Origin of the sequence: Qingshengfaniella alkalisoli, assembly GCF_007855645.1 — a bacterium.
Taxonomy (GTDB): Bacteria; Pseudomonadota; Alphaproteobacteria; order Rhodobacterales; family Rhodobacteraceae; genus Qingshengfaniella; species Qingshengfaniella alkalisoli.
Genome location: NZ_CP042265.1, coordinates 483743 through 501751, shown reverse-complemented (window position 1 = coordinate 501751; position 18009 = coordinate 483743). Strand labels below are relative to the sequence as shown.

Below are 18009 nucleotides of genomic sequence, written 5' to 3'. Positions count from 1 at the left end.
GACAGCATCATGTCGAATACTTCGCCAGCCGCGCGGCTTGAAAACCTGTGGAATGACGCGACCGCGCAGGGAATGTCGGAATCGGAAAAGCTTCTTTACCGGTCCAACCTTCTTGGGTCCGACAAGCGCGTGACCAACTACGGCGGCGGCAACACATCCGCAAAGGTGATGGAAACCGACCCTCTGACCGGGGAACAGGTCGAGGTGCTGTGGGTCAAGGGATCCGGCGGCGACATCGGTACGATGAAGATGGATGGCTTTGCCACGCTTTACATGGACAAGCTGAACGCGCTGAAAGGTCTGTATCGCGGGGTCGAGTTCGAAGACGAGATGGTCGGCTACCTGCCGCATTGTACCTTCAATCTGAACAGCCGCGCGGCTTCGATCGACACGCCGCTGCACGCCTATGTCCCGCGCAAGCACGTGGATCACGTCCATCCTGACGCGGCGATCGCGATTGCCGCATCGGTGAATTCCAAGGAACTGACGCAGGAGATATTCGGGGACGAGATCGGCTGGCTGCCCTGGAAGCGCCCCGGCTATGAGTTGGGCTTGTGGCTGGAAAAGTTCTGCCAGGATAACCCGGATGCGAACGGTGTGATCCTTGAATCGCACGGGCTGTTCACCTGGGCGGATGATGCCAGGGAATGCTATGAAACCACGTTGCGGATCATCAACCGCGCCGATGAATGGCTGCGTGAAAAATCCGAAGGCGTTGCGGTATTTGGTGGCGAGAAATTCGCGCCGTTGCCTGCTGACGAACGCCGTAAGGTTGCGGCGGCGCTGATGCCGGCCATTCGCGGCATGATTTCAGGCGAGCGTCACAAGGTGGGCCATTTCGACGATCAGGACGCGGTGCTGCAATTCGTCGGGTCCAACGACATGGAGGCGCTGGCGGCGCTTGGCACATCCTGTCCCGACCACTTCCTGCGCACGAAAATCCGCCCGCTGGTCGTGGATTATGATCCCAGCAACCCTGACCTTGAAGCGACACTGAACAGCCTGAAGGCGTCGGTCGAGGCCTATCGCGCGGATTATGCTGCGTATTACGAGCGCTGCAAGCATGACAACAGCCCTGCGATCCGCGACCCGAATGCGGTTGTCTATCTTGTACCGGGTGTGGGGATGATCACCTTCGCGCTCGACAAGGCGACGGCGCGTATTTCGGGTGAGTTCTATGTGAACGCCATCAACGTGATGCGCGGTGCGTCGGCGGTGAGCGAGTATCAAGGCCTGCCCGAGCAGGAAGCGTTCGACATCGAATACTGGTTGCTCGAAGAAGCCAAGTTGCAGCGGATGCCGAAACCCAAGGCGCTGGCTGGTCGCGTGGCAATCGTCACTGGCGGTGCGGGCGGTATCGGGTCGGCAACGGCGGAACGGTATCTGTCCGAAGGGGCTTGCGTGGTTCTGGCCGATATCGACGCAGATGCGCTGGCGCGGACGCAGGACAATCTGGCGGGGCGCTATTCCAAGGATGTTGTGCGCACGGTACAGATGGATGTGACCTCGGAAGACGGTGTCGCGCAGGCCTATGCCGATATGGCGGTGGAATTCGGCGGTGTGGATATCGTGGTGTCAAATGCGGGCATCGCGTCGTCCGCGCCGATCGAGGACACGACCCTGGACCTGTGGAACAAGAACATGAGCATCCTGTCCACCGGGTATTTCCTTGTGGCGCGTGCTGCGTTCCAGATGCTGAAGACGCAGGGCATAGGCGGTTCGATGGTGTTTGTTGCGTCCAAGAACGGGCTTGCGGCGTCACCGAACGCGTCCGCTTACTGCACCGCGAAAGCCAGTGAGATCCATCTGGCGCGCTGTCTTGCGCTGGAAGGTGCGCCCGATGGCATCCGCGTGAATGTAGTGAACCCCGACGCGGTTCTGCGTGGCTCGAAAATCTGGTCCGGTGAATGGCTGGAACAGCGTGCGGGCACGTATCAGACCGATAAGGAAGGGCTGGAGGATATGTATCGCCAGCGGTCGCTGCTAAAGCGGTCGGTGCTGCCCGAGGACATTGCCGAGGCGTGCTATTTCTTCGCAAGCGACGTCAGCGCGAAATCCACCGGCAACATTATCAATGTCGACGCGGGCAACGTTCAGTCGTTCACACGCTGATCCGGTCGAGGGAGGAATACCATGATCGACAAGGACAAGATTGCCGCAAGCAACGCGGAAACCGAGGCCAACCTGCGCGCAGATTACGACGCGCTTGGCGAACATCTGTCGCGGCGCGGCATCGATATCGGCAAGATCAAGGATAAGGTCGCGGGCTATGGTGTTGCGGTGCCAAGTTGGGGTGTTGGTACGGGGGGCACGCGGTTCGCGCGTTTCCCCGGTGCGGGTGAGCCGCGCAACGTGTTCGACAAGCTCGACGATTGCGGGGTGATCCATCAGTTGACGGGCGCGACGCCGTCGGTGTCGCTGCATATCCCGTGGGACAATGCCGATCCTGCCGATCTTCTGGCGAAGGCCGAGGAAACGGGCCTGACGTTTGACGCGATGAATTCGAACACGTTCCAGGACCACGCGGATCATCCGCTGTCCTACAAGTTCGGATCGCTCAGCCACACGGATGCTGCGGTGCGCCAGCAAGCCGTGGATCACAATGTCGAGGTGATCGAACTGGGCCGCAAGATCGGGTCCAAGGCGATTACAGTGTGGATCGGGGACGGGTCGAACTTCCCGGGCCAGACCAACTTCACGCGGCAGTTCGAGCGGTATCTGGAGGCGGCGAAGTCGATCTACGCGGCGCTGCCCGATGACTGGCGGCTGTTCACCGAACACAAGATGTATGAGCCCGCCTTCTATTCCACGGTCGTGCAGGATTGGGGCACCAACTACATGATCGCGCAGGAATTGGGAGACAAGGCTTATTGTCTTGTCGACCTGGGTCATCACGCGCCGAATGTGAATATCGAAATGATCGTCGCGCGGCTGATCCAGTTCGGCAAGCTGGGCGGGTTCCATTTCAACGACAGCAAGTATGGCGACGACGATCTGGATACGGGTTCGATCGACCCCTATCGGCTGTTCCTGGTCTTCAACGAACTTGTCGCTGCCGAGGGTGTGAAAGGTTTCGATCCTGCGCATATGCTGGATCAAAGCCATAATGTGACCGACCCGATCGAAAGCCTGATGGTGTCCGCGATGGAGGTGCAGCGCGCCTATGCGCAGGCGCTTCTGGTGGATCGCGCGACGCTGGAGGGGTTCCAGCAAGACAACGATGCGCTGATGGCGACGACAACCCTGAAGCGTGCCTTCCGCACGGATGTGGAGCCAATCCTCGCGATGGCGCGTCTTGAAAAGGGTGCTGCTGTTGATCCGGTATCGGCTTACCGCGCGTCGGCATATCGTGCGAAGGTGGCTGGCGAACGTCCCGAGGTCACGTCGGGCGGCGGTGGGATCGTCTGACGTTGCAGGTATTCTAGACATTGGAGAGCACCGGCGCGCTATGGTCGGTGCTCTTTTAGATGCGGTTACGCGGCGGCGAATGCCTCGATCTCGACCAGCAGGTCTTTCCGGCCAAGTTCGGTGATACCGGCCAATATGCCTGGCGGGCTGACGTCATATCTGGCCAGACGCTGGCCCATCGGTTCGGCAGCCTGTTCCAGAAAGGCATCCATGTCTGTGACATAGGTGTTCATGCGCACGATATTGGCGAGCGACAGCCCGGCCTCGATCAGTACTGTTTCGACGTTGTCCAGCGCAGCCTGCACCTGTGCGGCCATGTTTGCGGGGTGTAATGATGCACCGTCAGGACCCACGGCGCATTGCCCTGAGACAAACACCAGTCGGTTGAAGTCGGAAATCATGAGCCCCTGATCCATCCCCTCGGGATAGGTCCACGGATTGAGTTTACGTATCTTCATTTCAAGCTCCTCTCATTGAAGAGCCACTCTTGTAAAAGTTCAAGTGCACTTGAGATCAAGGGCCAATCGAGATAGATTTTACGCATGGAACCGGTTTTGACGATGCAACAAATGGTGCGGCGCAGCGGCGTGGAAGCATCGGCCCTGCGCTATTACGAAAGTCTTGGGCTGATCGCCGCAGAACGCAGCGGGGGTGGGCAGCGCCGTTTCCCGCGGTCCATGTTGCGCCGGGTGGCCTTCATCGTCTTCGCACAGCGCGTGGGGCTCAGCTTGGACGAGATTGGGCGGGAACTTGCAAAACTGCCTACCGGACGCGTTCCTAAGGGTGAAGACTGGTCCAGACTGTCCGAAAACTGGACGAGCCGCATAGACGAGCGCATTGCGGAACTGCGGCGATTGAAGGCGGGTTTGACGGACTGCATTAGCTGTGGCTGTCTTTCGCTGGATCAATGCGCACTTTCAAACCCCGATGACCGGGCCGGGCGTTTGGGGCCGGGGCCGCGTTACTGGCTGGGCCAAAGGTCGATGAAGACGCTGTGACGCGCGTCGCGACATAAGGGCGCTGTTCCTTATGCCTTGCCAAGCACGTGACCCATCGCTAACCAAGGCGCACTTCGGTCCGGCGGCCATGGCCCCGGTTAAAAGGGAACACGGTGAGGGTTTTCCAAATCCGTGACTGCCCCCGCAACTGTAAGCGGCGAGCGTTTCCGGAACATGCCACTGCCAGCCTATCTGGTGGGAAGGCCCGGAAAGGCGATGACCCGCGAAGTCAGGAGACCTGCCGAGGTGCTCACCCTGATCCGACGCGGGGCGCGTTGCGATCAACGGTATCCCCGTCGTGGTGACATCCACCTTTGGCCGGGGCTTTCCCGGCCCTACCAGTTGCATGCCTTTCGAGGCGACGAGGGAAAATAGATATGCAGAACAAGGTTGTTCTAGGAACGGTGCTGGCCGCGATGGGGGGGGTGCCTGCCATTGCGCAAGAGGTGATGGAGCTTGACCCGATCATCGTGTCGGGCGGTTTGACGCCCATCGACGCTCAGGTCTATGGGCGTTCGGCCTCCGTGGTGACCGCACAGGATATACAGCGACAGGGTATCCAGACGGTACAGGATGCGCTGCGCAATGTTCCGGGCGTGTCGGTGAACAGCGCGGGCGGCAGCTATACGCAAGTGCGCATCCGTGGGTCCGAAGCCAATCACGTGCTGGTGCTGATCGATGGCGTGGCGGCGCAGGGCGGGGACGGGTCCTACACATTTCGTGGCCTGTCGACCGAAAACATCGAACGGATCGAGGTGCTTCGCGGGCCGCAATCGGTTTACTACGGTTCGAATGCAGCGGCGGGCGTGATCAACATCATCACGAACAAGGGCGGACCGGGTTTCAGCGCAAATGGGTCCGTCGAAGCCGGCAATGGATACACGGCGTCAGCGCATATTTCACAGCGCACCGATAGGGGAGGGATCTCTCTGAACGCAGCCAGAATCGACGATGACGGCTATGACTATTCGCGGCAGGACGGTGAGAAAGACGGCTTCGAACGCGAGGAAATCGGCGTTGCGGGTGATTGGTTCGTGACCGACGATTTGCGGCTTGGTTTCACCGTCAATCGCGCGGATGAACATTTCGACTATGACGACACGGATTGGATGAACGCGGCGACGGCGACAGAGGACGACTACATCGTTGACGATCCGTCGCTTTTCGGGGACCAGTTCGACCTGACCAGCGAGATCTATGGCGAACTGAGCATGTTTGGCGGGACCATGACGCACCGCCTTGCCTATCAGAGCACCAAGACCGAATACAGCTATGACGGCGGCGATACGACCAAGCTGTGGACGGATGTCTGGAAGTACCGGATGAGCCTTGGTCTGGACGGCCGGCAGGTGACCGACACGTCGCATCTGCTGAACGTGCTGGTCGAACGTCAGGAAGACGGCAGCAAGACCAACGACGATTATGAACGCGACGCGAATTCGCTGGCTGTCGAGTATCGCGGAACCCTGGAAATGGGGCTGAGCTATCAGGCCGGCCTTCGATATGACGACAACAGTGAATTCGAGGATGCGACGACATGGACGGTGGGCCTGTCCTACCTCCATCCCGAAACAGGTATCCGCTTTCACGGGTCGGCTGGCACCGGGATCGTGAACCCGACTTACTTCGAGCTGTTCGCAGATGAATACGGCTATATCGGCAATCCGGACCTCGAACCGGAGAAGAACCGCGGATATGATTTCGGCGTCGAAGTTCCGTTCTGGGCGGGGCGTGGTCTTGTAGATGTGACCTATTTCAACGAAACGGCAACGGATGAGATCATTTCTGTAGCGACTGCGACGGGCTACACCTATGAAAACCAGTCGGGCGACAGCGATCGCGAAGGCGTTGAAGTGACCGGGGCGTTGCGAGCGACCGAGGCGTTGGATTTCACGCTGGCCTACACTTGGCTGAACGCGAAGGATCCCGATGGTGAGACCGAGGTGCGCCGTCCCGAGCATGAGCTGGTCCTCGGAGCGTCGCTTGATCTGTTTGATGGGCGTGGAAACTTGTCCGGGAACGTGCGCCATGTAGCGGGAAATTACGACGATCAGAACTTCGGCACGTTCGAACGGAAGGAATTGCCTGACTACACCACCGTCGATATCGCGGGCCGCTACGACCTGACGAAGCGGTTGAGTCTGAACGCGCGGGTCACGAACCTGCTCGATGTAGATCACACCGAAGCTTGGGGCTATGGATCTCAAGGCCGCACCGGCTATGTCGGTGTTCGGGCGGCTTGGTAGGGCCCAACACTTTGCGGGCGCTGCTGCTGGGCGGTGCCCTTTGGCTGGGGGCGGCTGCCGCGGTTGCGGCCCCCGAGCGAGTCGTTTCCATGAACCTGTGTACGGATCAATTGGCGATGCTCGTGGCCGGACCTGATCAGTTGATGTCGGTATCCGATCTGGCGCTTGATTCCGACAGCTCGGCAATGGTTGATCGCGCGGGCAGTTACATCATCAATCACGGGCGGGCGGAGGAAATCTATGTGCTCAAGCCTGATTTGGTGGTGGCAGGGGCATATTCAGATCCGGCAACTCTGGGGATGTTGCGGCGGCTTGGGGTGCGTGTTGAAGTGTTCGAGCCTGCGCTGTCGCTTGACGAAGTCCGTGACCGCGTCGCGCAGATGGGCGATGTGCTTGGTCAGGACGGCCGGGCAGCTGACCTGTTGGCTGCATTCGACACCCGTCGCGACCGGCTTCGACCCGCGCAGGGCAACAATCCGCGAGCGGCGCTATACTATCCCAATGGCTACACCTTGGGGGATGAGACCTTGGCGGGGGCGCTGCTGGCGGAGGCTGGGTTTGACAATGTGGCCGAAGAGCTCGGTTTGAGCTACGGTGGCGCTTTCCCGCTTGAGTTGTTGCTGATGACTGCACCCGATACCGTCATGACCAGCCCCGCGAGGCCAGGTAAATCCCGGTCAGAGGACATCCTGGTACATCCGGCGCTGGCATCGCTTCGAGAAGGTGCTGCCGGGTTGACCCTAACCCCGCCGGACTGGATGTGTGGGACGCCGTTTGCTCTGAATGCACTTGACGTGCTGGTGGCACATCGCGCTGAAATTTTGTCCGGGGTCAGCGAATGAAACGGCTTTTATTTGGGCTTTCGGCGCTGGTCATGTTGTTGTTTCTGGCGTCGTTGGTCACTGGCCCGGCCCAGATCGGCGTGTACAAGGGGCTGCATGCCTTGCTGTTTGGCGGCGATGACGGCCCCGTGCCCCTGGTTATGCGGGAAATCCGACTTCCGCGGGCGCTGCTGGGCGTCATGGTTGGCGCAAGCCTGGGGCTGGCCGGGGCCGCGATGCAGGGCTATCTGCGCAACCCGTTGGCTGAACCGGGGCTGATCGGTGTTTCAGGCACGGCCGCTCTGGGCGCGGTCCTGTCGATCCAGACCGGGTTCGCCGCCCAACGCGTTCTGGCGTTGCCTTTCAGCGCACTGACGGGCGCTTTGGTGGCCGTTCTGTTGATTGTGGCTCTGGCGGGTCCGCGGGGGTCGTCGCTGACGGTGATCCTGGCGGGTATCGCAATCTCGGCCTTGGCGGGTGCGTTGACATCGCTGGTTTTGAACCTGTCTCCCAACCCTTACGCGACCAGCGAGATCGTCTTCTGGATGATGGGATCGCTTGCGGATCGGGCGATGTTGCATGTCTGGCTCGCGCTTCCATTCGTGGTGCTGGGCAGTGCACTGCTTCTGTCCACCGCACGCGGTCTGGATGCGCTGACACTGGGCGAGGACGCAGCCCAAGCCATGGGCGTTCGTTTGGGCCGGCTGCGGCTGGCGGTTATCGTCGGTTCCGCCTGCGTGGTCGGGGCTGTGACGGCGGTGGCGGGTGCGATCGGTTTTGTCGGGCTGGTCGTTCCGCATCTGCTGCGGGGATTGGTCGGCGCGTCGCCGGCCCGGTTGCTGCCGGCTTCTGCGCTTGGCGGCGCGGCGATGGTGTTGGTGGCGGACATCCTGGTGCGTGTCGTGATGCCCGAGCGCGACTTGAAGCTCGGTGTCGTGACGGCACTGGTCGGCGCTCCCCTGTTCCTACACTTGATCTACAAAACACGCCGGTCCCTGCCATGACGCTGCTTGATCTGTCATCGCTGTCCGTCGCCTTGCGCAGCAGACCTGTTCTGTCACAGGTGGATCTTGAAGTTTCGGCGGGTGAACTTGTTGGTCTGATCGGGCCGAACGGGGCGGGAAAAACATCGCTGATGCGTGCGGCGCTTGGGCTGATACCGTTTCAGGGGCGCAGCAATCTGGCCGACATGACCCCCGACCGCCGCGCACGGGTGGCCGCATGGATGCCCCAGTCAAGAGAGATTGCCTGGCCCGTGACGGTGGAACGGCTGGTCGCACTTGGACGCTTGCCGCAGCATGGTGGGCCGCTGGGTCGGCTGAACGCAGCGGATCGGGAGGCCATTGAAGGTGCCTTGGAACGGATGGAGTTGCTGCACCTTCGCAAGCGGACGGCTACGCGTCTTTCGGGTGGAGAACAGGCGCGGGTTCTAATTGCGCGGGCGCTTGCTCAAGAAACGCCGCTTCTGATGGCAGACGAACCGATAGCGGGGCTGGATCCCGAACACCAACTGGCCACAATGCAAATTTTCAGAGAACTCGCCGATGAAGGCAAGGCGGTTGTCGTGTCCATGCATGACCTGGGGCTGGCGGCGCGATTTTGTTCACGCCTTCTACTGATTGACCATGGGCGGTTGGTCGCTGATGGTGTGCCGGAAGCGGTGATGACACCTGAGAACCTGCGCAGCGTGTTCCATATCGATTGTCATATCGCCCGGACTGCAAGTGGTCTGGTACTGCAACCTACCGGAATTGCAGGTCGCTGATGGGTGTCGTTCAACTTGCGCGGCCTTGGTTGACCTTCGATCTGTGCAGGCCGCATCAGGTCTTGAGCTGGGCTGTTCATCGCCCGGGCCTCGCGGAGGCTCGGCACATTGTATGGCGAGAAGTCCGTAACGCGGACCTGACCGCTGAGTTCAATTCGGAGGCGTGGCTCGGGCAGGAATTAAAGCTGCGCGGGCAGGGAGGCGCCGTCGGCTTTCTGACCTCGCGTAATGTATCCTGCTTTGAGGAAAGCTCCGTGATTATTGGCGCGACGACCGCACATGCGGTGGTGACCGTGGGACTGTCGAACGCGGAACGTGTCGGGCATCGTGTGGCGCAGATCGAGCGCGTGGGCACGATCAATGTCGCGGTGCAGGTCGATCAGGGATTGTCTCTGCCCGCGATGGTCGAAGCCTCAAGCATTGCTGTTCAGGCGAGGACTGCCGCGATGCTGGCGCATGATGTATCGACGTCAAAGGGGATGGCGACGGGTACCGGGACGGATTGTGTGGCCGTCGCGGCGCCGGCCGGAGACCTGCGCTATGCAGGGCTTCACACGGAGCTTGGCGAGGCGGTGGGTCGGGTCGTCTATGACTGTGTCACTCGGGGCGTTGCCCAATGGCTGCGAACGCATGGCTAGTTGGCGGGCTGCGTCGCCCTGCGCGTGCGTATCTGCCGGTTGATGAAGGCCAGCACGAAGACTGCGCTGAAAATCAGAATGATCGTCGGGGCGGGCGCGCTGTCCAGATAGAAGGACAGGTAAACGCCCGTGAGCATCGAAAGCAGGCAGGTCACCACCGCGACCACCATCATCGCGCCGAAGCTGCGCGTGGTCAGGAAAGCGATGGCACCGGGTGCGATCAACAAGCCTACGGCAAGGATCAGCCCGGTCGTACTGAGCGTGGCGACGATGGTCAGTGAGAGGATCGTCAGAAGCCCGTAATGCAGCAGCGTCGTGTTCATGCCGCTTGCCTGTGCCTGTGCCGGGTCGAAGGCGTGCAGGAGCAGGTCTTTCCATTTCATCAGCAGCACGACGGCAACGATGGCAGAGATGATACCCGCCGTCCACAGATCCTGAGGACCGACGCCCAGCATGTTGCCGAACAGGATGTGATCGAGATGCGCGTCCGATGTGATCGAGGTGTAGATCACGATGCCCAGCCCGAACATGCCTGAGAAGACAACACCCATGACAGTGTCCTGCTTCACACGGCTGTTTTCCGAAAGGTAGCCGGTCAGGATCGCGCAGCACATGCCCGCAACGAAAGCACCGATCACCAACGGAATGTTCAGTATATAGGCCAATACGACACCGGGCAGCACAGCATGGCTGACAGCGTCGCCCATCAGGGCCCAGCCCTTCAGCACCAGAAAGCAGGACAGAAGGGCGGTGGGTACGGCTACGATGGCTGCGATCCAGAAGGCATTCTGCATGAAGGGAAACTGGAAGGGTTGCAGAAGGGTTTCGAGCATCAGCTTGTCCCCTCTGCTGCGCTCAGTGCGCGCGAAGCTTTGCGCTTTGCCGCGCGCAACCCGTGCTTGGGTGCGAAGATGAAGGCGGTCAGAAACAGCAGTGTTTGCAGACAGACAATGATGCCTCCGGTTGCGCCGTCCAGAAAATAGCTGAGATAAGCGCCGACGAAGCTGGTAACTGCGCCGATGGCAACGGAGGTAACAATCAGGCGAGGGAAGCGGTCGCATAGCAGATAGGCTGTCGCGCCGGGGGTGACGACCATCGCGATGACCAGAAACGCACCCACGGTCTGCATCGCTGCAACGACGGACGCCGACAGCAGCACGAAGAATACTGCTTTCAGCAACCTTGGACGCAGACCGATGGTGCGGGCATGGCTTTCGTCGAAGAAGGTGACCATCAGGTCTCTCCATTTCGCCAGCAATACGATCAGTGAAATGGCGCCAATCAGTACCAGTTGGAGCGTGTCTTCGGGCGTGATTGCAAGGATGTTGCCCATGGTGATGGTCTGGATGCTGACGGACATGGGCTGAATCGATACCAGGAACAGGCCGAGTCCGAAGAAGGTCGTGAAAATCAACCCGATGATGACGTCGATTTTCAGGCCGGACCGGTCGGACAGGAACAGCATCGCGCCCGCCGCCATGCCGCCCGCGAGAAACGCGCCGACCGAGAATGGCAAGCCAAGCATATACGCGCCGGCCACACCCGGCACGACCGAATGGGAAAGCGCGTCGCCGATCAGGGACCACCCCTTTAGCATCAGATAGGCCGACAGAAAGGCGCAAACGCCGCCCACCAGCGCCGACACCCACATCGCGTTCATCATGTATCCGTATTGAAACGGCTCCAGCATCATCATTCGCTGTCCTCGCGCCGTTGTGGTTGGTCGCCGTAATGCACAAAAGGACGTTCGTCGTCGGTGATGATGCGGACCTCGCGCGGGTCGTCATCATCATGCAATGTGTCGCCCTTAAGGGTGAAATGTCTCAGCACGCCGCCAAAGGCCTTTTCGAGGTTGTCGCGGGTGAAGGTCGTTTCCGTAGGCCCATAGGCCAGTACCGTGCCCTTGACGAATACGGTGCGGTCGCAGAACTCCGGTACGCTGCCAAGATTGTGGGTGGAGACCAGCATCACCCGGCCTTCGTCGCGCAGTTCGCGCAGCAAGGCGACGATCTGGTCCTCTGTCTTCACATCGACACCGGTGAAGGGCTCGTCCAGCAGGATGACCTGGCCATCTTGTGCCAGCGCGCGGGCAAGAAAGACACGTTTGCGCTGACCGCCGGACAGCTCACCAATCTGTCTTTTGCGGAAGTCGGCCATATTGACCCGCGCCAATGCTTCGGCAACGGCCTGATGATCCTGTTTCGAGGGGCGTCGCAGGAATCCCATATGCCCATAGCGGCCCATCATCACCACGTCTTCAACCAGCACCGGGAACGCCCAGTCGACCTCTTCGGCTTGCGGAACATACGCCACGAGGTTCTCACGCAGCGCCTGGTTCACCGTTCTGCCAAGCAGGCGGATGTCACCGCGCGATGTCGGCACGAACCCCATGATTGCCTTGAACAGCGTTGACTTGCCCGCTCCGTTTACCCCGACCAGCGCGGTGACGGTGCCTGTCGGTATCTCGAAGCTGGCATTATGAAGTGCTGTGTGTCCGTTACGATATGTCACCGTGACGTCACGGGCGAGAATGCCGCCAGAAGGGTTTGCTGCCTGAGTGGTGGGCATGGATATGGCGTGTCCTTTCATTGGCGGGCTGGCTCGATCCTTGGCGGGCATAGCGGGACAGTCAAGCGATGGGATCAGTCGAGGTTCTTTTCCAGCCCCTGCGCGATCGTTTCCGACGTCACGCGGAGCAGATCGAGATAGGTCGGGACGGGGCCGCTACGCGGACTGAGGCTGTCGACATATAGCACACCGCCATAGGCAGCATCCGTTTCGCGCGCGACTTGACGGGCAGGGGCCACATTGACGGTACTTTCACAGAACACCACGGGGATGTCATTCTCGCGTACCCCGTCGATCACCTTGCGGACCTGTTGGGGCGTGCCGACCTGATCGGAGTTCATCGGCCACAGGTACAGTTCTTTCATCCCGAAATCGCGGGCGAGATAGCTGAATGCACCTTCGCAGGTGACGAGCCAGCGTTGCTGTGCTGGCACCGCCGCGATGCGGGTGCGTAGCGGGTCGATCACGGATTCGAGTTCCTGCTTATAAGCAGCGGCGTTCTCAGCATAGACCGTGGCGTTGTCGGGGTCATGCTCCGATAGGGCGGTTGCGATGTTGTCGACGTAGACTTTCGCGTTTTCCAATCCCATCCAGGCGTGAGGGTTGGCCTTGCCTAAATAGGCACCCTCGGAAATCGAGATCGGGTCGATGCCATCGGTCAGCGTAACAGATGGAATGTCGCCCAGATTGGCGATGAATTGCTCGAACCACAGTTCGAGGTTCAGCCCGTTCCATAACACCAGATCGGCATCGCTTGCACGAACCAGATCACGGGGGGTTGGTTCATAGCCGTGGATTTCCGCACCTGGCTTGGTGACGGATACGATCTCTGCGGCGTCGCCCGCGACGTTCTGCGCCATGTCCGCCAGAACCGTAAATGTGGTGACGACTTTGAGCCGGTCTTCGGCGGCCTGTGCTGACAATGCGGAGACGAGCGTGATCACCGCGCTAGCGGCCAGTGTCTTGCGGGTCATGTGGGCCTCTTAGTTGCAAATCATTCGCAACGAAGAGCATAGTTGCGATCTATTCGCAAGAAGTATTCTTGCGCAGTTACAGACCGGAGATTCCGTCCCACATCAGTTTCAGAGCGACGATAGCGACCATGGTATACATCATGGGATAGAAAATCTCAGCCTTCATCCGTTTGATCAGCGCGGCACCCAAAATCGTCGACAGGACGGCGACCGGCAGCATGACGAAGGAGGAGTGCAGGTTCGTTGCATCAAATTGGCCCAGCATGAAATAGGGCACGACCTTGATTGCATTGACGACGGCGAAGAACACGACCGAAGTGCCCGTGAACAGCTTCGGGTCCATTCGCAAGGGCATGGTGTAGATCTGATAAGGTGGCCCGCCCGCATGCGCAACGAAACTGGTGAAGCCAGCGATGGATCCCCAGAACCAGGCCAGGATGGGGCGATGCCCGTTGGCGGATTTGGATGCAAACAGTGATGCCGGAAGAATAGATCGCAAGACAAATAGTAGAGCAACGGTTCCGACGATCAATCGCACGGCAGCATCAGACGTGACGGATACCGCCATCCACCCGATGGCGATGCCCACGGCTCCTGCCGGGATCATCAGCTTCAGAGTGGTCCAATCATGATAGCGTCGCCAAGTCCAAAGGCTGACGGCATCCATGACCAGCAGGATCGGCAGCATGATTGCCGCCGCCTGAACCGGCGGCATCGAAAGCGCAAGAATTGGAACACCGAGCAGCGCCATAGCCCCGCCGAATCCGCCCTTGGACAGCCCCACGAGCGTGACGGCAAGTGTGCCGGACAACAGCGATACAGGATCAGTAAACAGCGTGCCAGAGAGGAGTTCCATCTGCTCTTCCCGTTAGTTGCGATGATTTGTCATGTCAGGGGCCGGGACTGCAACCCCGATCTCGGAATGCGCTTGCAATAAACTATAATTCGAGTAATCTAGAAATATGGAAAAAGAAAACGCACTTTCTGCTTTGGCGGCTCTCGGACAAGAATCTCGACTGGACATTTTCCGCCTGCTGATAAAGGCCGGTGGCGACGGGATGCTCGCGGGCGAGATTGGCAAGACGTTGGGATTTCGCCCAAACACCTTGTCTACGAACCTGTCGATCCTGACCGTGGCGGGTCTGCTACGAAACAAACGCGAGGGCCGGGCAATCCGCTATTTCGCGGATTTCGGCGGCGTGCGGGACTTGCTGGCATATCTGATCGAAGACTGCTGTGGGGGCGCGCCGGAGCAATGCCAATCCTTGCTGAACGAAATCGCCTGCGGTTGTCTGGAGGCTTAAGCGATCGTCTTTCACAGCCAAGGTGCTTGTCTGGCGTGACGCAACTTCGGCTCGGGTGAGAGCCGCAAAAACTGACAGGATATCCTATGACGGATGCAACGGTGCAGAACAGCGCTCCGATGGGAGTGTTTGAAAGATATTTGACGCTTTGGATATTGCTTGCGATCGCCGGCGGCATCGCCTTGGGTAATTTCGCGCCGGGGCTGGTGCAAGGTATTGCGGGGGCGGAGATTGCCTCGATCAACTTCGTGATCGCGGTGCTGATCTGGGCGATGGTTTTCCCGATGATGGTGGGCGTCGACTTCGGCGCGGTCAGCGGCATTGCGAAGCAGCCAAAGGGGCTGGTTCTGACGCTGGTGGTAAACTGGTTGATCAAACCGTTCACCATGGCGCTGTTGGCAGTGCTGTTCTTTGATTACATCTTTGCGCCGTTCATCTCGCCCGAAGACGCCTCGCAATACATCGCGGGCTTGATCCTGTTGGGGGCTGCGCCATGCACCGCGATGGTCTTCGTGTGGTCGCAACTGACCAAGGGCGATGCGACCTATACGTTGGTGCAGGTGTCTGTGAACGATCTGATCATGGTCTTCGCTTTCGCGCCCATCGTTGCGTTGTTGCTCGGTGTGACGGAAATACATGTCCCTTGGCAGACGCTGGTGCTGGCAACATTGCTGTATGTGGTGCTGCCTCTTCTGGCCGGTCTTTGGGTGCGCCGCAAGCTGGGCACCCCGGATCGGATCGCCGAGTTCTCAGCCCGGGCCAAGCCTTTGTCCGTTGGTGGCCTGATCGTGACGGTGGTGATCCTGTTCGCGTTGCAGGGCAATGTTATCCTTGATCGTCCCATCGTGATCGGCCTGATCGCGGTTCCGATACTGGTGCAAAGCTACGGCATGTTCGCGTTGGCCTATGGCGCGGCGTATCTGTGGCGCGTGCCGCACCGCATCGCTGCGCCTTGTGCACTGATTGGGACATCGAACTTTTTCGAACTGGCCGTTGCGGTGGCCATCAGCCTGTTTGGCCTGAATTCCGGTGCAGCGTTGGCGACGGTGGTTGGCGTGCTGGTTGAGGTGCCGGTGATGTTGTCGCTTGTCGCATTTGCCAATCGGACCGCGGTGAAATTCGAAGGCCGGGCGCAATGAATGTCATTTACCACAATCCTGACTGCGGAACTTCGCGCAACGTGCTTGCCGTGCTGCGCGCAAGTGGAGAGGAACCAGTTGTCATAGAGTACCTCAAGGAAGGCTGGACACGTCCGCAACTGCTCGGCCTGTTTGCAGCGGCCGGTTTGACGCCGCGTGATGCCCTCCGGGTCAGGCGATCACCTGCCGAAGAGATGGGACTGCTGGACCCGTCGGTGGATGACGAAACTCTTCTGGATGCGATGGTGCAGCGCCCGATCCTGGTCAATCGCCCAATCGTCTGCACGCCGAAGGGCGTGCGCCTTTGCCGTCCGAGCGAGGCCGTTCTGCCTCTCCTCGACGAGCTGCCTGCTCGTCCCATCTATAAAGAAGATGGCGAGCTGATCCTGAATGAGAAAGGACAACCCGTTGCTTGATACACCGCAAATCGACGATGATTGTTTCCACGCAACCGATGTCGAGCGTCTGGCCGATCCGATCAGGACCACGACACCGCCGAAGTTTCTGATTCTCTATGGATCGCTTCGCGAGCGCTCCTACAGTCGGCTGATGAGCGAAGAGGCAGGTCGCATCCTTCGCCGCTTTGGGGCCGAAACCCGTAGCTTCAACCCGTCCGGTCTGCCATTGCCTGACGCCGCGGGCGCCGATCATCCGAAAGTAGCGGAACTTCGTGAACTGGTAACTTGGTGTGATGGAATGGTGTGGGTGTCGCCCGAACGTCACGGCGCAATGTCCAGCGTGATGAAGGCGCAAATCGATTGGATTCCGCTGTCGTTGGGCGGTGTTCGTCCCACGCAGGGAAAGACGCTGGCCGTGATGCAGGTGTGTGGAGGGTCGCAAAGTTTCAACACCGTCAACCAGTTGCGGATACTTGGGCGGTGGATGCGCCTTCTGACCATTCCCAACCAGTCCTCGGTGCCGAAGGCCTTCCGTGAGTTTGACGAGTCAGGACGAATGACGCCATCGCCTTTCTATGACCGCGTGGTGGACGTGATGGAAGAACTTGTGCGGTTCACTTGGCTGACGCGGGAAATTCGCGACCATCTGGTGGATCGCTACTCCGAGCGCAAGGAAAGCGCGGCGGAGTTGTCGAAGCGCGTCAATCTGAAGCAGAGCATCTGATCGACCGCGCAGGAAAACTTGAAACGCGATCTCTGGATATTTTTACTCAGGTATTTTAGACCTAGCAAAAGTATCAACTATAGTTCCGCCGCCTGAGGCGGGACCTCGTTTCAGGGAAACCGGTTATGAAGCTAACCAATCTGTGCGTTGCCACGGGACTTTTGCTTGCATCCGCTGCGCCGCTGCTGGCGCAATCCGTCGAGATGACGACGGCACAAGGCCCTGTGTCGGTCGGTGCAAATCCGGAAAATGTTGTCGTCTTCGATTTCGGGGTCATCGATACGATGGACGCGCTCGGTGTTGCGCCGGTTGGTGTTCCCAGCCCGATTTATCTGGACTACCTGTCCGATCTGGAAAGTGTCACCAGTGTGGGCACCTTGTTCGAACCGGACTTCGAACAGGTGTTCTCCCTGAAGCCGGAACTGATCATTGTTGCGTCGCGATCCGCGACCCAGCGCGAGGCGCTCGAAAAGATTGCGCCGACCATCGATCTGACACTGCCCGGCGACGACCTGGTGCAGGAAGCGATCGCGCAGACCCATCAGCTTGGTGCGCTCTTTGGCAAAGATACCGAGGCCGAAGACCTGACCGCCAACTTCGAAGACAGTCTTGCCGCGCTTAGGAACGAAACCGAGGGAAAAGGCTCGGCGTTGATCGTCATGACGAACGGCCCGAAGCTGTCTGCATATGGTCCGGGCTCGCGTTTTGGCTGGATCCACAACGGGTTGGGGCTGGAACCCGCTGATCCCGAAGTCGATGTGAAAACGCATGGCGAAGCAATTTCCTACGAGTTCATCCACGAGATGAACCCGGACTGGCTTCTGGTGATCGACCGCGCGGCTGCAGTCGGGCAGGATGGTGAAAGTGCGCAATCCACGCTCGATAACGAATTGATCCATCAGACGACTGCGTGGCAGGAAGATCAGGTGGTCTATCTGAACGGCGCGAACGTCTATATCGCACCGGGTGGTATCCAGTCGATGCAGGCCACTGTCGATCAACTGACCGAGGCTTTCGCAGAGTAAT

Annotated in this window: 19 protein-coding genes and 1 riboswitch; of the genes, 13 read left to right on the top strand and 6 right to left on the bottom strand. The window is 59.6% G+C overall.

Annotation, left to right across the window (positions count from 1 at the left end; translation table 11 throughout):
- Positions 1-9: 9 nt before the first annotated feature.
- Both FPZ52_RS18750 and rhaI read left to right on the top strand, forming a co-directional pair.
- Positions 10-2112: a bifunctional rhamnulose-1-phosphate aldolase/short-chain dehydrogenase gene (locus FPZ52_RS18750; RefSeq protein WP_146367107.1), complete on the top strand. Its 2103-nt coding sequence runs from the start codon at positions 10-12 to the stop codon at positions 2110-2112.
- A 21-nt stretch (positions 2113-2133) separates the two neighbouring features.
- Positions 2134-3408 (top strand): L-rhamnose catabolism isomerase, encoded by a 1275-nt coding sequence (rhaI, locus tag FPZ52_RS18745; protein ID WP_146367106.1) that lies wholly within the window; start codon positions 2134-2136, stop codon positions 3406-3408.
- A gap of 65 nt (positions 3409-3473) precedes the next feature.
- Here the strand turns inward: rhaI and FPZ52_RS18740 are convergent, their stop codons facing one another.
- Positions 3474-3866, bottom strand: a complete 393-nt coding sequence (locus tag FPZ52_RS18740; protein ID WP_146367105.1) for a RidA family protein — start codon at positions 3864-3866, stop codon at positions 3474-3476.
- Positions 3867-3950: 84 nt separating this feature from the next.
- On the opposite strand from FPZ52_RS18740, the gene soxR reads away from it, so the two are divergent.
- The 6 genes from soxR (at position 3951) to FPZ52_RS18710 (ending at position 9876) form a co-directional block, all read left to right on the top strand.
- Entirely contained in the window at positions 3951-4406 is a 456-nt protein-coding gene (gene soxR / locus FPZ52_RS18735) for a redox-sensitive transcriptional activator SoxR (protein ID WP_146367104.1), read from the top strand.
- Between the two features lie 58 nt (positions 4407-4464).
- A riboswitch (cobalamin riboswitch) is annotated at positions 4465-4666 on the top strand.
- 117 nt (positions 4667-4783) lie between these two features.
- A complete protein-coding gene (locus FPZ52_RS18730) occupies positions 4784-6652 on the top strand; it encodes a TonB-dependent receptor plug domain-containing protein (RefSeq protein ID WP_146367103.1) in 1869 nt (622 codons plus the stop codon).
- Entirely contained in the window at positions 6646-7494 is an 849-nt protein-coding gene (locus FPZ52_RS18725) for an ABC transporter substrate-binding protein (RefSeq protein WP_240804526.1), read from the top strand. The genes FPZ52_RS18730 and FPZ52_RS18725 overlap by 7 nt, the downstream gene beginning before the upstream one ends.
- Positions 7491-8477 (top strand): FecCD family ABC transporter permease, encoded by a 987-nt coding sequence (locus FPZ52_RS18720; RefSeq protein WP_146367102.1) that lies wholly within the window; start codon positions 7491-7493, stop codon positions 8475-8477. Before FPZ52_RS18725 ends, FPZ52_RS18720 begins: the two co-directional genes overlap by 4 nt.
- Complete coding sequence (locus FPZ52_RS18715) at positions 8474-9238, top strand: ABC transporter ATP-binding protein (RefSeq protein WP_146367101.1); 765 nt, start codon at positions 8474-8476, stop codon at positions 9236-9238. Before FPZ52_RS18720 ends, FPZ52_RS18715 begins: the two co-directional genes overlap by 4 nt.
- Complete coding sequence (locus FPZ52_RS18710; protein ID WP_146367100.1) at positions 9238-9876, top strand: adenosylcobinamide amidohydrolase; 639 nt, start codon at positions 9238-9240, stop codon at positions 9874-9876. Before FPZ52_RS18715 ends, FPZ52_RS18710 begins: the two co-directional genes overlap by 1 nt.
- Here the strand turns inward: FPZ52_RS18710 and FPZ52_RS18705 are convergent.
- The 5 genes from FPZ52_RS18705 to FPZ52_RS18685 all read right to left on the bottom strand — a co-directional run bounded on the left by FPZ52_RS18705 (position 9873) and on the right by FPZ52_RS18685 (position 14274).
- Positions 9873-10709: a metal ABC transporter permease gene (locus FPZ52_RS18705; RefSeq protein ID WP_168201423.1), complete on the bottom strand. Its 837-nt coding sequence runs from the start codon at positions 10707-10709 to the stop codon at positions 9873-9875. The genes FPZ52_RS18710 and FPZ52_RS18705 overlap by 4 nt on opposite strands.
- Positions 10709-11572: a metal ABC transporter permease gene (locus tag FPZ52_RS18700; protein ID WP_146367099.1), complete on the bottom strand. Its 864-nt coding sequence runs from the start codon at positions 11570-11572 to the stop codon at positions 10709-10711. Before FPZ52_RS18700 ends, FPZ52_RS18705 begins: the two co-directional genes overlap by 1 nt.
- Positions 11569-12444, bottom strand: coding sequence for a manganese/iron ABC transporter ATP-binding protein (locus FPZ52_RS18695; protein ID WP_168201422.1), 876 nt, complete (start codon positions 12442-12444; stop codon positions 11569-11571). The genes FPZ52_RS18700 and FPZ52_RS18695 overlap by 4 nt, the downstream gene beginning before the upstream one ends.
- 74 nt (positions 12445-12518) lie before the next feature.
- Positions 12519-13418 carry a metal ABC transporter substrate-binding protein gene (locus FPZ52_RS18690; RefSeq protein ID WP_146367097.1) on the bottom strand — a complete coding sequence of 300 codons (900 nt, stop codon included), beginning with the start codon at positions 13416-13418 and terminating at the stop codon, positions 12519-12521.
- Between the two features lie 76 nt (positions 13419-13494).
- Positions 13495-14274, bottom strand: a complete 780-nt coding sequence (locus FPZ52_RS18685; RefSeq protein WP_146367096.1) for a sulfite exporter TauE/SafE family protein — start codon at positions 14272-14274, stop codon at positions 13495-13497.
- Positions 14275-14380: 106 nt separating this feature from the next.
- Here FPZ52_RS18685 and FPZ52_RS18680 point away from each other — a divergent pair, with 106 nt between their 5' ends.
- From FPZ52_RS18680 to FPZ52_RS18660, 5 genes are all read left to right on the top strand, one after another.
- Positions 14381-14722: an ArsR/SmtB family transcription factor gene (locus FPZ52_RS18680; RefSeq protein WP_146367095.1), complete on the top strand. Its 342-nt coding sequence runs from the start codon at positions 14381-14383 to the stop codon at positions 14720-14722.
- An 86-nt stretch (positions 14723-14808) separates the two neighbouring features.
- On the top strand, positions 14809-15861 hold the full coding sequence (gene arsB, locus FPZ52_RS18675) for an ACR3 family arsenite efflux transporter (RefSeq protein ID WP_146367094.1): 1053 nt from the start codon (positions 14809-14811) through the stop codon (positions 15859-15861).
- Positions 15858-16277, top strand: coding sequence for an arsenate reductase (glutaredoxin) (arsC, locus tag FPZ52_RS18670; protein WP_146367093.1), 420 nt, complete (start codon positions 15858-15860; stop codon positions 16275-16277). Before arsB ends, arsC begins: the two co-directional genes overlap by 4 nt.
- Positions 16252-16983 (top strand): arsenical resistance protein ArsH, encoded by a 732-nt coding sequence (gene arsH / locus FPZ52_RS18665; RefSeq protein WP_205758647.1) that lies wholly within the window; start codon positions 16252-16254, stop codon positions 16981-16983. The genes arsC and arsH overlap by 26 nt, the downstream gene beginning before the upstream one ends.
- A 125-nt stretch (positions 16984-17108) precedes the next feature.
- A complete protein-coding gene (locus tag FPZ52_RS18660; protein WP_146367092.1) occupies positions 17109-18008 on the top strand; it encodes a siderophore ABC transporter substrate-binding protein in 900 nt (299 codons plus the stop codon).
- Position 18009: the final 1 nt, after the last annotated feature.